Genomic DNA, 13,010 nt, shown 5'->3' with positions numbered 1-13,010 from the left:
CGCTGGACTTGCACGTCTGTTGCTTCTATCCAGCAGAAGAATAAGTGAGCGGAACGCGCTTGACAACAGATCTTGAGAAGCCGATACAAAGTTTACGCATGTAATATTATGCGTGACATCGTGGAGGAGGAAATCATGAGCAAGATCATTTGCATCTTTTCTGCATCCGTCGCCTGCCTCGCGCTCACCGCCGGGATGGCGGGCGCCGATGAACTGACGATCGCCACCGTCAACAATGGCGACATGATCATCATGCAGAAACTGTCGCCGGAATGGGAAAAGGAGACCGGCAACAAGCTCAACTGGGTGGTTCTGGAGGAAAACGTCCTGCGCCAGAAGGTAACCACCGATATTGCGACGAAGAGCGGCCAGTACGACATCATCACGATCGGCGGTTACGAAGCACCGATCTGGGGCAAGCAAGGCTGGCTGGCGCCCGTTGGCGACCTCGGCGACGATTACGACTATGACGATCTGCTCGCCCCGATCAAGACGGGGCTGACCGTCGACGGCAAGCTCTATGCCGTGCCCTTCTATACGGAAAGTTCGTTCACGCTCTATCGCAAGGATCTCTTCGACGCCGCGGGCATCAAGATGCCGGATGAGCCAACCTACGATCAGATCAAGGAATATGCGGCCAAGCTGACCGACAAGTCCAAGGAACAATACGGCATCTGCCTGCGCGGCAAGCCTGGCTGGGGCGAGAACATGGCGTTCCTCGGCACGATGATCAACTCCTATGGCGGGCGTTGGTTCGACATGGATTGGAAACCGCAGATCAATTCCGAGCCCTGGAAGAAGGCAATTACAGACTATGTCGAGTTGATGACCAAATACGGTCCTCCTGGCGCGATCGGTAACGGTTTTAACGAAAACCAGGCGCTGTTTTCGACCGGGCATTGCGCAATGTGGATCGATGCGACCTCGGCTGCCGGCCGCGTTTATGACCCGAAGCAGAGCAAGGTCGCCGACAAGATCGCCTTCACCCGCGCTCCTGTCGCCGTCACCGCCAACGGCTCGAGCTGGTCATGGTCCTGGAACCTGGCGATTCCAGCCACCTCGACCAAACTTGATGCGGCTAAATCCTTCCTGAAATGGGCGACCTCCAAGGACTACGTGAAGATGGTGGGTGAGAAGGAAGGCTGGGTCGCTGTGCCGCCCGGCACACGCAAATCCACTTACGCCCTGGCTGAATATCAGAAGGCGGCCCCCTTTGCCGATACGGTGTTGAAGGCAATACTTTCGGCCGACCCGGCAAAGCCGACCAAGGATCCTGTTCCTTATACCGGCGTGCAATTCGTCGCCATTCCGGAATTCCAGGGCATCGGCACCATCGTCGGTCAACAGATCGGTGCGGCATTGTCCGGCCAGCAATCCGTCGATGCCGCTCTCGACAACGCCCAGAACCAGGTCGAGCGCGACATGAAAAAGGCAGGCTACCCAAAGTGAGTTCGTGCTCGCGGGCGCTGCCGCGAGTTCCTCCCGGAGAGGTTCCGGCAGCGCTGCTGCCGGAACCTTCTGGCTGCCGGATCCGATAACAGACAGGACGGGCGCCGCGTGGATCTTCCGGCTCTACGCCGGCTGAATGGAGACAGACATGAGACTGAAAGACAAGATCGCCCTGATTACCGGCGGGGCACGCGGCATCGGACTGGGCTTCGCCGAAGCCTTCGTCAAAGAGGGCGCCAAAGTCGTCATCGCCGATATTGACATCGAACGGGCGACGAGATCCGCCGCTGCGATCGGCCCCGCAGCCAAGGCAATGCAGCTTGACGTTACAGATCTTGCTGCGATCGATGCCGTCGTCAATACGATCGATGCCGAGTTCGGCGGCATCGACATTCTGATCAACAATGCCGCCATCTTCGACATGGCACCGGTCAACGACATCACCGAGGAAAGTTATGACCGCGTCTTCTCGATCAATCTGAAGGGACCGCTGTTCATGATGAAGGCAGTCTCGAATGTCATGATCAAGCGGGGCAGGGGCGGTAAGATCATCAACATGGCAAGCCAGGCCGGCCGTCGCGGCGAAGCCTTGGTGCTTCTCTATTGCGCTTCCAAGGCCGCCATCATCTCGGCAACGCAGTCGGCCGCACTTGCCCTCGTGAAACACGGCATCAACGTCAATGCGATTGCACCGGGCGTCGTCGACGGTGAGCATTGGGATGTCGTCGATGCCCATTTCGCCAAGTGGGAGGGCTTGAAGCCGGGTGAGAAGAAGGCAGCGGTTGCCAAATCCGTTCCGATCGGCCGTTTCGCCACACCTGACGACATCAAGGGTCTGGCCGTCTTCCTCGCCTCCGCCGATAGCGATTATATTCTCGCCCAGACATACAATGTCGACGGCGGCAATTGGATGAGTTGATCGCTCTCCCGCAGCCAGGCAATCCAGGAGCCAGCGAGATGGAATCCATTTGTTATACCGAAAAGGGCGTCGCGGTCACCACGGCGCTGCCGCTGCCGGAACTGAGGCCCGGCCATGCGCTGGTGCGCGTGCGCGCGGCCGGCCTCTGCCATACCGATATCGACGTCCTCCATGGCCGTTACGGAGAGGGTCGCTTCCCTCTGGTTCCCTGCCATGAATATGCCGGCGTGGTCGAGGCGGTCGCGGGCGATGTCTCCGGTGTTGCCGTCGGCGCGCGGGTCGTCGTCGATCCCAATCTTCCCTGCGGAGAGTGCCGGGCCTGCCGCAAGGGACTGACCAATCTCTGCCGCGACCTGAAAGCCTATGGCGTTACGGAGAATGGCGGTTTTGCTGAATACAGCCTGGTCAGGACCGACCATCTGTATGAGATCGGCGACCTCGACTTCAACCTAGCCGCGCTCGCCGAACCGCTCGCCTGCGTCTTAAACGGCCTTGGCAGCGCCGGCCTCGAAGCCGGTCCCGCGGTACCGGAAAACGCATTGGTCTTCGGCGCCGGGCCGATCGGGCTGCTGCTGGCGCTGTCCCTGAAAGCCAAGGGCGTTCCACTGGTAATGGTCGCCGATATCAATGAGGGGCGGCTTGCCCTTGCGAAAAAGCTGGGGCTGGAGACGGCCGTCCCCGAATCCGCGGCACTTTCAGGCCTCCTCCGGGCCTTCGATTTCGTCGCCGATGCGACCGGCATCGCTCGGGTCGTCGAAGGCATGATCGACTTCGTCGCCGATGGCGGTACGGTTCTTGTCTTCGGGGTCTGCGCACCGGACCAGCGCATTTCCATTTCGCCCTTCGAGCTTTTTCGACGCCAGATCCATTTCGCCGGCTCCCATTCGCTGAACCGCAACATCCCTGAGGCCCTCGACATTCTCCGAAGGGACAAAGGCGCGATGGCTGCACTGGTTTCCCATCGTCTGCCGCTCGGCGAAGTGCTGCATTTCATCACCAAGAAATCCGCTGATCCGGCAACGATGAAAGTGCAGTTTTCAGCTGACTAGGTCCGAACTATTGCCGTTATCCCGTTCCGTCGGGGGAGCGCTTTTCGTTGAGCGATGAGTCATCTAGAAACGGTCAGAGGTGCCGTGTCAGGAGATCAGATGGTGGGAAAGACAATCAAAACCATGGAGGACTTTTCCGAGTTCGTCGGCCTGTCGCGTCCCACCGTCTCCAAATATTTCAGCGATCCGATGTCCGTGCGTCAAAAGACCCGGGAGACGATCGAGCAGGCGCTGAAAAAATCGGGATTTCGGCCGAATATATTCGCCGTCAATCTCAACCGCCGGCGCAGCAACATCCTCGGCGTCATCATTCCCAATTCCACCGATCCCTTTTACATGGCGCTCACCCGCCGCATCGAACTGATCGCCAATGAGACCGGCTTCCTAGCCTTCGTCCTGTCCTCGGACGGCAAGGCCGAGATGGAAGACCGGGCGATCAAGACGCTGAAATCGATGAATGTCGCCGGCGCGATCATCGCGCCGCTCGGCGTCGAGTCCCATCATGCGACGCTCGACGAGCTCGGCCGCAGCGTACCCCTCATCTATGTGGACTCGCCGCTCGATGAGACGTCTTCCTTCGTCGGCACCAACAATCGCCAGAGTTTCAGCCTGATCGTCGATTATCTCTGCCGCTCGGGCGAGCCGCCCTGCTATTTCGGCATGCCACATGTTAACACCAACGCCCTGACACGCCAGACGGCGTACCTGGAGGCGATGGAGCAATTCCGCATGGCGCCCAGCATTGTCGAGCTTGCGGATAGCAAGAGCTGGGATTTCGAGCGTTTCGGCTTCGAGGAGGCAACCCGCATCCTGACGTCTGGCCAAGGCTTCCCGACGCGAACCGTGCTTTGCGCCAACGACCGCGTCGCTTTCGGCGTCATCGCCGCCGCCTTCCAGCAGGGCCTCAAGGTTGGCCACGGCGCCAGCCATGACCTGCGTGTCGCCGGACATGACGACCATCCACTGTCCCGATACGCCTGCCCGCCGATAACGACAGTTGCGCAGAACTATAACGAGATCGGCAGGCTGGCGATCGAACTGCTGCTCGAACGGCTCGGCGAAGGGGAGGGGCCCGCCGCACCGGCGGGCCGCATTCTTCTCAATGCCGAACTGATGCTGCGAACCTCGGCCTGAGGCCTCTCAGGCCCGGGGCAGGCCAGTCGGCCTCAGATGTTTCCTCAGCGCTGCGATCCTGAAAATGGCGTTCGCGGCGCCATACCCGCGATAGCCGCGCCGCTCGACGATCTCGAAGAACAGACCCTCGCCATAGGTCGGGCTGTAGAGCTGGAAATACTCGCCATAATCATCGCGGTCGTAGAGGATGTTGTTGGCCTTAAGGCGATCGGCAAATTCGGCGTCGAGGCCGAAGCGGGCTTCGAGATCGTCATAATAGTTCGGCGAAATCGTAAGCGATATGAAACCGTTTGCGGCAAGGGCAGCGGCGGTGGCGAAGATGTCGTCGGTCCTGAAGGCGAGATGCTGGATGCCGGAGCCGAAGGTTTCGGCGATGAAGCGGCCGGCCAGCGTGTTGCGGTTTTCCGCGCCGTTCATGGTGATGCGCAAAGAACCTTCCCGATTTTCCACCACCTGGCTGCGGACGATGCCGGAGGGATCAACGATATCAACCATCGGCGTCTTCTCAGCCTCGAGGAGCGAGGTGTAGAACAGCAGCCAGGTCAGCAGCGCCTCGTATTTCATCGTCTGCGCCATATGATCGATCGTTTGCAGTCCCGCCGGCTGCGAAGCGACATCATCCTCGATCGCATCGAATTCGATCTCCCAGATGCGGCCAAGCTCGGATTTGCGGTCAAGGAAATAGAGGACGCCGCCACCGACACCACGCACCGCCGGCATCTCGATCTCGCCGGCATCGAGCGATTGTTCGAAGCGTTCGGCGCCGAGCGCCATCGCGCGTTGCAAGGCCGCCTTGGCATCGTCGACCATAAGCCCGGCGGCGTAGGCCGAAGTGCCGTGCACGGCATATGAGGCGCTGGCAAAACCTTTCCGCTCGGTATTGACGACGAGATTAATGGCACCCTGGCGGAAGACCGTTACCCGCTTGGTCTTGTGTTTGGCCGCCTTGCGGAAACCGAGGCTCGCAAACAGCGCTTCCAGTTCCGGCGCCTCGTCTTCATCGGCAGTGAACTCGATGAAGGCGATGCCCTCGACGACAGCGCGTGGCGGCATGGCGGGCACCGGCAGGGCGCTCTCCGGCTGCTGCCGCTTCACCTGGTCTCCGAGATAGATCAGCGAACGACGACCGTCGACAGCAATCGCGTTCGGCGAACCGCCGCGGAATTGGTCATTGAAGATCTCCAGCGAGAGATAGCCGTCATAACCGGTTGCCGCCACAGCCTTCATGAAATCAAGTACCGGCAGGTCGCCTTCACCAGGCATGTTGCGGAAGTGCCTGCTCCAATAGAGCAGGTCCATGTCGATCGACGGCGCGTCGGCAAGCTGAATGATGAAGATCTTTTCCTTCGGGATCGACCGGATCGAGTTGACGTCGATCTTCCTCGACAGCGTGTGAAAGCTGTCGAGGATCAAGCCGACATTCGGATGATCGGCCCGCCGGACGATCTCCCAGGCGTCGCGGTGATCATGAATGTGGCGGCCCCAGGCAAGCGCTTCGTAGCCCACGCGCAGACCGCGTTTCGCGGCGCGCTCGCCGAGTTCATGAAAATCGGCCGCCGCTCGGTCCAGACCACCGAGCGAAGCCGGCGAAACATTCGAACAGACGAGGACGAGGTCGGTACCCATTTCCTGCATGATGTCGAACTTGCGCTCGGCGCGATCGAAGGTGCGGCTGCGCAGCGGCTCGGGCATGCCTTCGAAATCGCGGAACGGCTGAAAGAGGGTGATCTCCATGCCGAGATCGTGCACGATCCGGCCGACCTCCTTCGGGCTTTCATCGAAGATCAGGAAGTCGTTCTCGAATATCTCCACGCCGTCGAAGCCGGCCTTGGCGATCGCCTCCAGCTTGTCGCGGAGGTCGCCACTCAGCGAAACAGTCGCAATCGATGTCTTCATCGCAGTGGTCCTTGCGGGTAGCGTTAAGTCGTCATGGTCTTGAAATGCGCTAGCATGCGACCGGCGTCAGGCTCCCTGCCGGTGATCAGACGAAAGGCGCCAACCGCCTGAAAGACCGCCATGCCGCCGCCATCGAGCGTCCGGCAGCCACGCTGCCTCGCCTGCCACAATAGCTCGGTCTCCAGGGGGAAGTACACGATTTCGGCGACCCAATGCCGCCTTTCCAGAAGTTCGGGCGGAAGCGGCGTGCCGGGATATTTGGCCATGCCGGTCGGCGTCGCATGGATCAAGCCGGAAGCCGCCTTCATCGCGACAGCAAGATCGCTGCCGGCGGTGATCGACGCATCGGGAAAGAGCGCGGACATCGTTTCCGCCAGATCGATGGCACGCTCATGCTCGCGATCGAAGACCGTCAGCCTCTTCAGGCCGAGCGTCAGGATCGCATAGGCGGTCGCAACACCCGCTCCACCTGCGCCGAGCTGCACGGCCGAGGAAAGATCGGCTTGCGGCAGTCCACGCCGAAAACTCTCGGCGAAGCCCCACCAGTCGGTATTATGCCCGAAGCGCCTGTTGTCCTTCAGGACGACGGTGTTGACGGCGCCGAGCGCCTGGGCTTCAGGCGACAACTCGTCGAGCAGGGCGATGACGAGCTGCTTGCAGGGATGAGTGATGTTGAGGCCGGCAAGACCGCGCTCTTCGGCATCCGCGACCAGCCGCGAAAGATCGGCCGGCGAGGCGTTCAGCTTGACGAGATCGATCAGCTCATAGTCGTAGTCCAGCCCCTGCGCCGCACCTTCCTCCATATGCATGGCAGGCGTCAGCGAAGCCTGGATGGCGGAGCCGATCAGCCCGGCCTTCAACGGTTTCAGCAGTGTCTCGGACATACGCCAGTTCCCGTTTCTCTCGTGATGGCAAAGGCCCGCAGATTCGCTGCGGGCCCTGATCCGTTTACTTGCCGCGAACCGCGTCGAGCTCCTTGAAGAGCTGTGTGACGGTGTCCACGCCAATCTCCGCTGTGAATTTGTCGATCAGCGGCTTGACGGCGTCGCGCAGCTTCTGCGTCTCTTCCGGACTGAGTTCGGTGACTTCCATGCCGGTCTTCTTGATTTCCGCGATCGCGTTGGCATCCTTTTCCCTGGACACCTTGCGCTGATAGTCGCGGGCTTCCGTCGCGGCCGACTGGAAGACCGCCTTTTCCTCATCGTTCAGGCTGTCCCAGAACTTCTTGCTGATGAGCACGATCTGCGGATTGTACTGATGACGGGTGATCGTCATGTACTTCTGCACTTCGAAGAACTTGGCGTTGATGATGTTGGCGGCCGGATTTTCCTGACCGTCGACGGTGCCGGTTTCAAGCGCGGTATAGAGCTCCGTATAGGGCAGCGGCACGGCATTGGCCCCGAGGCTGTTGAAGAGTTCGATCGGAATCGGCGACTGGATCGTGCGGATCTTCAGACCCTTGATATCCTCGAGCTTGGTGACGGGATGACGGTTGTTGGTGAGGTTGCGGAAACCGAGCTCCCAATAGCCGAGACCGACGAGGCCGGTATCGGGCAGGAGCTTCATCAGCTCGGTGCCGAACGCGCCGTCCATCACCTTGTCGGCCTCTTCGCCGCTGTTGAAGAGGAACGGCAGGTCGACAGCGCCGAACTGCTTGACGTTGCTGGCGAGAATTCCGGCGTTGAGCACCGTCATCTCGATGACGCCGCCCTGCAGCGCCGACACCGTCTGGACGTCGCCGCCGAGCACGCCGCCCGGAAACAGCTTGACCTCGATCTTACCGTCGCTCTTTTCCTTCACCAGCTCGGCGAACTTCTCCATGCCCATGACCTGGGGATGGCCCTTATTGTTGGCGGCGGCGAATTTGAGGCTGTGCTCGCGGATTTCTGCCACGGCAGGGCCGCTTGCCAGAAGCGCAATCGGCAGAGCCAGTCCCAGCGCCAGTTTCGTCAATCTGTTCAGCATGTTTTCCTCCCAGGATAGAGCCGGCATCTCCCTCCGGCCGCGTTGAAATTCCATCGCCGTCAGCGGCGAAATCAGTGCCCGAACCAAGCGACCGGGGCGGTCACCAGGGCGGGGAAAAGGACGAGCAGAAAAAGAACGAGCAGTTCGGCGATCATGAAGGGGATGACACCCTTCATCAGATCCTCCATCGAAAGCTTCGACACGCCGCAGATGACGTTGAGAACCGTGCCGACTGGCGGCGTTATCAACCCGATCGAATTATTGATGATGAACAGCACGCCGAAATAGACAGGATCGATTCCAGCCTGCTTGATGATGGGCATCAGCACCGGCGTCATGACCAGGATCGTCGGCGTCATGTCCATGGCGGTACCGACGACGACGATCAGCACCATGATGGCAAGCAGCAGCAGTGTCTGATTGTCCATCAGCGGTTCGACGAGCGACGCGAGTTCGCCGGGTACGTCGGCGACGGTGATCAGCCAGGCCGAAACGGCAGCGCAGGCAACCAGGAACATCACCACCGAGGTTATTTTCGCAGCCGCGACGAAGACCTCGAACAGCCGCGACGGCGGCAGTTCCCGATAGACGACCATCGATACGAAGAGCGAATAGACCGCCGCGACGACGCCAGCTTCAGTCGGCGTGAACACGCCGAACTTCAGGCCGACGATGATGATGACGGGCAGCATCAGCGCCCAGATGCTCTCAGCGAATGCCTTCATCCGCACCGCGCCGCTTTGCTTCGGCGGCAGGGCGAACTGCTCCTTGCGCGCCACGATCATCCAGGTAACGCAGAGGGCCGCTCCGATCATCAGGCCCGGGAAAATGCCGGCCAGGAACAGCTTGGTGATCGAGACTCCGCCGATGACGCCATAAAGGATGAAGCCGATCGAGGGCGGGATGATCGGACCGATGATCGAGGCGGAAGCAAGCAGGCCGCCGGCGCGAGCAGGATCATGGCCCGATTTCAGCATCATTGGGAAGAGCAGGGCGCCAAGCGCGGCCGCATCGGCGACGGCCGATCCGGAAAGGCTCGACAGCACACAGGCCGCGAAGATGGCGACGAAGCCGAGGCCGCCCCTGATATGGCCGACCAGCGCCATGGCGAGATTGACGATGCGGCGTGAAAGGCCGCCGGTATTCATCACCTCGCCGGCGAGAAGGAAAAAGGGCACGGCCATCAGCGGAAAGCTGTCGGCGCCGTTCAGCACGTTCTGCGCGACGATCTGCGCATCGAACATGCCGAGATACATCATCAGCGCCACACCTGTGATGATGAGGGCAAAGGCGATCGGAACGCCGAGCGCCATCGGACCGAGAAGGGCGCCGAGGAAGATCGTGACAGTCATGACGCGCTCCTCAGTGCTTCGGCTTGAGAACGGGGAAGGCCGTCTGCGCGGGATCTTCAAGTGCCGCCTGTTCCTCGCTGTCGCGCACAAGCCCGGCGGTCGTCACGTCGATGCGGTCGGTCACGATGGCAAAAGCGTCCCAGAGAAGGATGAAAAAGGCCGGCACGCCGAAGGCGAGCCCCGCGCCGTAGAAAACGCCCATCGAAATGCCGGTCGCCGGGGCCGAGACGTGAAGGTTGATCAGCGTCTGGGCCCAGCTGCCGCTGATCATCAGCCAGGTGGCGACCAGCATCATTCCATAGCCGAGGAGCACTGCAAGCTTCGCGAGCGGTTTCGGGAGGCGGATGATGAGGGAGTCGACGCCGAGATGGGCATGCTCGCGCATCGCCACGACGGCGCCGAGGAAAGTCAGCCATATGAAAAAAATGCGCGACAGTTCTTCCGAAGAGGTGATGCCCTGGTTGAAAGCGTAACGAAGTACGACATTGCCGAAAACCAGCAGGACCATACCTGCCAGCAGCAGCGCGATCGTCACCTTCAGCGCGAAGAAATAAAATTCGATGATACGGGTCATTCGCTCCTCCCAAGCGTAGCTTGCCCTTGCCGGCCGACCGTCGTCAGACCCGCGAATGCACGTCGTGACCAAATATTAGCGTCGCGATCAATTCCTCCACTGTTCGCTTCTCCAAAATGTACTAACTAGTTCGTATGTCAAGCGGCATCTATTGAAACATGCCTGCAACGTGAATAAGACTGGCGGAGACGGGTACAGAAGACACTTGCTTCGAGTGAAGCCGAAAGCCGGAATTCGAGAAACAAACCAATAGATTAGAAAGTGCGGTAATCAGGCTCATGACGGAACGGGGCGAAACCGGTCGGAAGAACGATCCACAGCAGACGAAGGAAGATATTCTCCTCGTTGCAACCGAGGAATTCTCTACCCATGGGCTTGCCGGCGCCCGCGTCGACTCCATCGCCGAGAAGACGCGCACCTCGAAGCGGATGATCTATTATTATTTCGGCAGCAAGGAAGGGCTCTATCTTGCCGTGCTCGAGCAGTCCTACCGCAAGATACGCTCGCTGGAATCCGATCTGCATCTGTCCAATCTCGAGCCGGAAGAGGCGCTGCGGACACTGATTTCAACGACCTTCGATCACGACGAGGCCAATCCCGATTTCGTCCGACTCGTCAGCATCGAGAACATCCATCATGCCGCCCATATGCTTCGCTCCGAGGCGATCCGCGACCTCAACGTCTCCGTCATCGAAACCATTGCCGGCATATTGGAGCGCGGCTTCGACCAGGGCATCTTCCGGCGCAAGGCCGACCCGATCGACATCCATATGATGATCAGCGCCTTCTGCTTCTTTCGCGTCTCGAATCGCTACACATTCGGCACAATCTTCCGGCGCAATCTCTCGGACGGCGAAACGATCGAACGCCATCGCGGAATGATCGCCGATGCCGTCGTCAGCTATCTCAAGAACTGACGAACGCGCGCTCCTCAACCGCGCTAGTTAGCAAGGGTATTGCAATTTCGAATTCGGCGCCGGCGCCCGTCGTCTGCCGAAGGCGGATCGTGCCGCCGTGAGAGCTGAGCATGGCGTGGACGATTCCGAGCCCCATGCCGGTGCCGCCGTCTTCACGGCGAGTCGAGAAGAACGGCTGGAAAATACGGTCGCGGTTCGCCGCGGAAATACCGCTGCCATTGTCCCGGACGAGGATGTGAGCTGTGCGGGCATCGGTCGACACCGTGAGCTTGAGCAGCGCGGCGCCGTGTTGCAGGGCGTTGTCGGCAAGGTTGGAAAAGACGATGATGGCCGCCTCCTCCGGAAGCGCAATCAATGTGTCCGTATCTCCCGTCCCTGAAATATCAAGGGCAGGGAATCGCTTGCGCAATAGGGTTATGACGTTCGCGATGCTGCTTCCGCCCTCGGTCACCGGCGATTCCGCCTGGGCAAGTTCCCGCAGCCGCAGCAGCAACCCGTCGAGCCGGACTGCATCGGCGACGATATTGTCCAGAAAGTGCAGGCGTTGCGCCTTCGTCATCGGCCTCTCCACATCATCATCACGCAACAACTCCGCCGCGCCTCGAATGGCCGTCAGCGGCGATTTCAATTCGTGGGACACATGGGCGGCAAAGGAGCGGACATATTCCGTACGGTCGACGAGCTTGCCCGCCAGATCGAGGAAACTCTGCGACAACACGGCGATCTCCCGCGTCCCATAGCTATCAAGCGGACGGATTGCTGCCTTGCCGCCGCGGGCGATCTCATCCGTCAGGGCGATCAGGGCGTCGATGGGGCCGGTGATGGTGCGCGTCAGCACATAGGCGACGGCGAGCGTCAGCACGAGGACGACAACGAGCGCGATGATCTCCACCGGCTCCATCCGGTTCGCGCTCGCCTCCGTGGCGCGAAACCAGATGACAATCAAAGCAGGCAACGCCATCACCGTGAGAAGCACCGCGTAGACGATCAGCGCCAGCGGCGGCCGCCATTTCACCCTGACCTTCGGCGCCGGCATCACGCCTTCCTCCCGATGTCGCCGCCGAGCTTGAAACCGATCCCGTGAACCGTTGCGATAACCCCGCAGCCGCCGGCGGCAGCAAATTTGGCCCTGATATTGCGGATATGGCTGTCGATCGTGCGATCGGCGACATAGGTGCCGGCGCCGTAGGCCGCCTGCATCAGTTGCTCGCGGCTGAAGACCATACTGGGCCGTGACAGCAATGCGTCCAGGATGGCGAATTCGAGAGCCGTCATCGCAACAGCGCTCTTGCCGAACATAACGGTCCTGCCGGCGCGATCCAGGCTGAGCTCGCCGGCGACGAGCGTGGCGTGGCGCCTGTCAGACCCCGCTTCATTGCCGCTGCGCTTCAGGATCGCCTTCACCCGCGCCACCAGTTCACGCGGGCTGAAAGGCTTCGTCACATAGTCGTCCCCGCCGATTTCGAGCCCCAATACCCTGTCAATCTCTTCGTCGCGCGCCGACAGAAACAGGATCGGCAATCCTGAGGTCGTGCGGATCTGACGGCAGACTTCCAGACCGTCCATACCGGGCATACCGATGTCAAGAATGATCAGATCGATGTTGCCGCGGCGGAAGGCCGCCATCGCCTCGGTGCCGTTGCAGGCCGCCATCGATGCCAAGTCGGCGCGTTCAAGGGCAAAGCAAATCACATCGCGGATATGAGGCTCGTCATCGACGACGAGAATGCGGGGCGTCATCACCGGTCCTGTACT

The 13,010-nt window shown here is 60.5% G+C and carries 12 protein-coding genes; 5 read left to right on the top strand and 7 right to left on the bottom strand.

The window, feature by feature from the left end; all coding sequences use genetic code 11:
- Nucleotides 1–135: 135 nt before the first annotated feature.
- From NXC14_RS25325 to NXC14_RS25310, 4 genes are all read left to right on the top strand, one after another.
- Nucleotides 136–1,449: a sugar ABC transporter substrate-binding protein gene (locus NXC14_RS25325; protein ID WP_085781258.1), complete on the top strand. Its 1,314-nt coding sequence runs from the start codon at nucleotides 136–138 to the stop codon at nucleotides 1,447–1,449.
- A gap of 148 nt (nucleotides 1,450–1,597) precedes the next feature.
- The gene (locus NXC14_RS25320; protein WP_085780782.1) at nucleotides 1,598–2,368 is read left to right on the top strand and encodes an L-iditol 2-dehydrogenase; all 771 of its coding nucleotides are present in this window, start codon (nucleotides 1,598–1,600) and stop codon (nucleotides 2,366–2,368) included.
- 38 nt (nucleotides 2,369–2,406) lie between these two features.
- Nucleotides 2,407–3,417, top strand: coding sequence for an alcohol dehydrogenase catalytic domain-containing protein (locus tag NXC14_RS25315; protein WP_085780781.1), 1,011 nt, complete (start codon nucleotides 2,407–2,409; stop codon nucleotides 3,415–3,417).
- Nucleotides 3,418–3,540: 123 nt separating this feature from the next.
- The gene (locus NXC14_RS25310) at nucleotides 3,541–4,551 is read left to right on the top strand and encodes a LacI family DNA-binding transcriptional regulator (protein ID WP_085781257.1); all 1,011 of its coding nucleotides are present in this window, start codon (nucleotides 3,541–3,543) and stop codon (nucleotides 4,549–4,551) included.
- A gap of 6 nt (nucleotides 4,552–4,557) precedes the next feature.
- Here the strand turns inward: NXC14_RS25310 and NXC14_RS25305 are convergent, their stop codons facing one another.
- The 5 genes from NXC14_RS25305 to NXC14_RS25285 all read right to left on the bottom strand — a co-directional run bounded on the left by NXC14_RS25305 (nucleotide 4,558) and on the right by NXC14_RS25285 (nucleotide 10,338).
- Nucleotides 4,558–6,447 carry a sugar phosphate isomerase/epimerase and 4-hydroxyphenylpyruvate domain-containing protein gene (locus tag NXC14_RS25305; protein ID WP_085780780.1) on the bottom strand — a complete coding sequence of 630 codons (1,890 nt, stop codon included), beginning with the start codon at nucleotides 6,445–6,447 and terminating at the stop codon, nucleotides 4,558–4,560.
- A 23-nt stretch (nucleotides 6,448–6,470) separates the two neighbouring features.
- Nucleotides 6,471–7,331 (bottom strand): shikimate dehydrogenase, encoded by an 861-nt coding sequence (locus tag NXC14_RS25300; protein ID WP_085780779.1) that lies wholly within the window; start codon nucleotides 7,329–7,331, stop codon nucleotides 6,471–6,473.
- 64 nt (nucleotides 7,332–7,395) lie between these two features.
- Nucleotides 7,396–8,412: a TRAP transporter substrate-binding protein gene (locus NXC14_RS25295; protein ID WP_085780778.1), complete on the bottom strand. Its 1,017-nt coding sequence runs from the start codon at nucleotides 8,410–8,412 to the stop codon at nucleotides 7,396–7,398.
- 71 nt (nucleotides 8,413–8,483) lie between these two features.
- Nucleotides 8,484–9,764, bottom strand: a complete 1,281-nt coding sequence (locus NXC14_RS25290) for a TRAP transporter large permease subunit (protein ID WP_085780777.1) — start codon at nucleotides 9,762–9,764, stop codon at nucleotides 8,484–8,486.
- A 10-nt stretch (nucleotides 9,765–9,774) separates the two neighbouring features.
- Nucleotides 9,775–10,338 (bottom strand): TRAP transporter small permease, encoded by a 564-nt coding sequence (locus NXC14_RS25285; protein WP_085780776.1) that lies wholly within the window; start codon nucleotides 10,336–10,338, stop codon nucleotides 9,775–9,777.
- A 278-nt stretch (nucleotides 10,339–10,616) separates the two neighbouring features.
- On the opposite strand from NXC14_RS25285, the gene NXC14_RS25280 reads away from it, so the two are divergent.
- Complete coding sequence (locus tag NXC14_RS25280) at nucleotides 10,617–11,255, top strand: TetR family transcriptional regulator (protein ID WP_085780775.1); 639 nt, start codon at nucleotides 10,617–10,619, stop codon at nucleotides 11,253–11,255.
- Here the strand turns inward: NXC14_RS25280 and NXC14_RS25275 are convergent.
- Both NXC14_RS25275 and NXC14_RS25270 read right to left on the bottom strand, forming a co-directional pair.
- Nucleotides 11,245–12,291, bottom strand: coding sequence for a HAMP domain-containing sensor histidine kinase (locus NXC14_RS25275; protein ID WP_085780774.1), 1,047 nt, complete (start codon nucleotides 12,289–12,291; stop codon nucleotides 11,245–11,247). The two genes, NXC14_RS25280 and NXC14_RS25275, sit on opposite strands and share 11 nt — an antisense overlap.
- On the bottom strand, nucleotides 12,291–12,995 hold the full coding sequence (locus NXC14_RS25270; protein WP_085780773.1) for a response regulator transcription factor: 705 nt from the start codon (nucleotides 12,993–12,995) through the stop codon (nucleotides 12,291–12,293). Before NXC14_RS25270 ends, NXC14_RS25275 begins: the two co-directional genes overlap by 1 nt.
- Nucleotides 12,996–13,010: the final 15 nt, after the last annotated feature.

Origin of the sequence: Rhizobium sp. NXC14 (assembly GCF_002117485.1) — a bacterium.
In the GTDB taxonomy this organism is placed as follows: domain Bacteria; phylum Pseudomonadota; class Alphaproteobacteria; order Rhizobiales; family Rhizobiaceae; genus Rhizobium.
The sequence above is the reverse complement of the archived record's forward strand: the minus strand, read 5'-3'. Positions and strand labels throughout refer to the sequence as shown.

Excerpts from the sequence above, each read along its gene's own strand:
- NXC14_RS25325 (WP_085781258.1), top strand. The coding sequence starts at position 136 with ATGAGCAAGATCATTTGCATCTTTTCTGCATCCGTCGCCTGCCTCGCG.
- NXC14_RS25320 (WP_085780782.1), top strand. The coding sequence starts at position 1,598 with ATGAGACTGAAAGACAAGATCGCCCTGATTACCGGCGGGGCACGCGGC.
- NXC14_RS25315 (WP_085780781.1), top strand. The coding sequence starts at position 2,407 with ATGGAATCCATTTGTTATACCGAAAAGGGCGTCGCGGTCACCACGGCG.
- NXC14_RS25310 (WP_085781257.1), top strand. The coding sequence starts at position 3,541 with ATGGAGGACTTTTCCGAGTTCGTCGGCCTGTCGCGTCCCACCGTCTCC.
- NXC14_RS25305 (WP_085780780.1), bottom strand. The coding sequence starts at position 6,447 with ATGAAGACATCGATTGCGACTGTTTCGCTGAGTGGCGACCTCCGCGAC.
- NXC14_RS25300 (WP_085780779.1), bottom strand. The coding sequence starts at position 7,331 with ATGTCCGAGACACTGCTGAAACCGTTGAAGGCCGGGCTGATCGGCTCC.
- NXC14_RS25295 (WP_085780778.1), bottom strand. The coding sequence starts at position 8,412 with ATGCTGAACAGATTGACGAAACTGGCGCTGGGACTGGCTCTGCCGATT.
- NXC14_RS25290 (WP_085780777.1), bottom strand. The coding sequence starts at position 9,764 with ATGACTGTCACGATCTTCCTCGGCGCCCTTCTCGGTCCGATGGCGCTC.
- NXC14_RS25285 (WP_085780776.1), bottom strand. The coding sequence starts at position 10,338 with ATGACCCGTATCATCGAATTTTATTTCTTCGCGCTGAAGGTGACGATC.
- NXC14_RS25280 (WP_085780775.1), top strand. The coding sequence starts at position 10,617 with ATGACGGAACGGGGCGAAACCGGTCGGAAGAACGATCCACAGCAGACG.
- NXC14_RS25275 (WP_085780774.1), bottom strand. The coding sequence starts at position 12,291 with ATGCCGGCGCCGAAGGTCAGGGTGAAATGGCGGCCGCCGCTGGCGCTG.
- NXC14_RS25270 (WP_085780773.1), bottom strand. The coding sequence starts at position 12,995 with ATGACGCCCCGCATTCTCGTCGTCGATGACGAGCCTCATATCCGCGAT.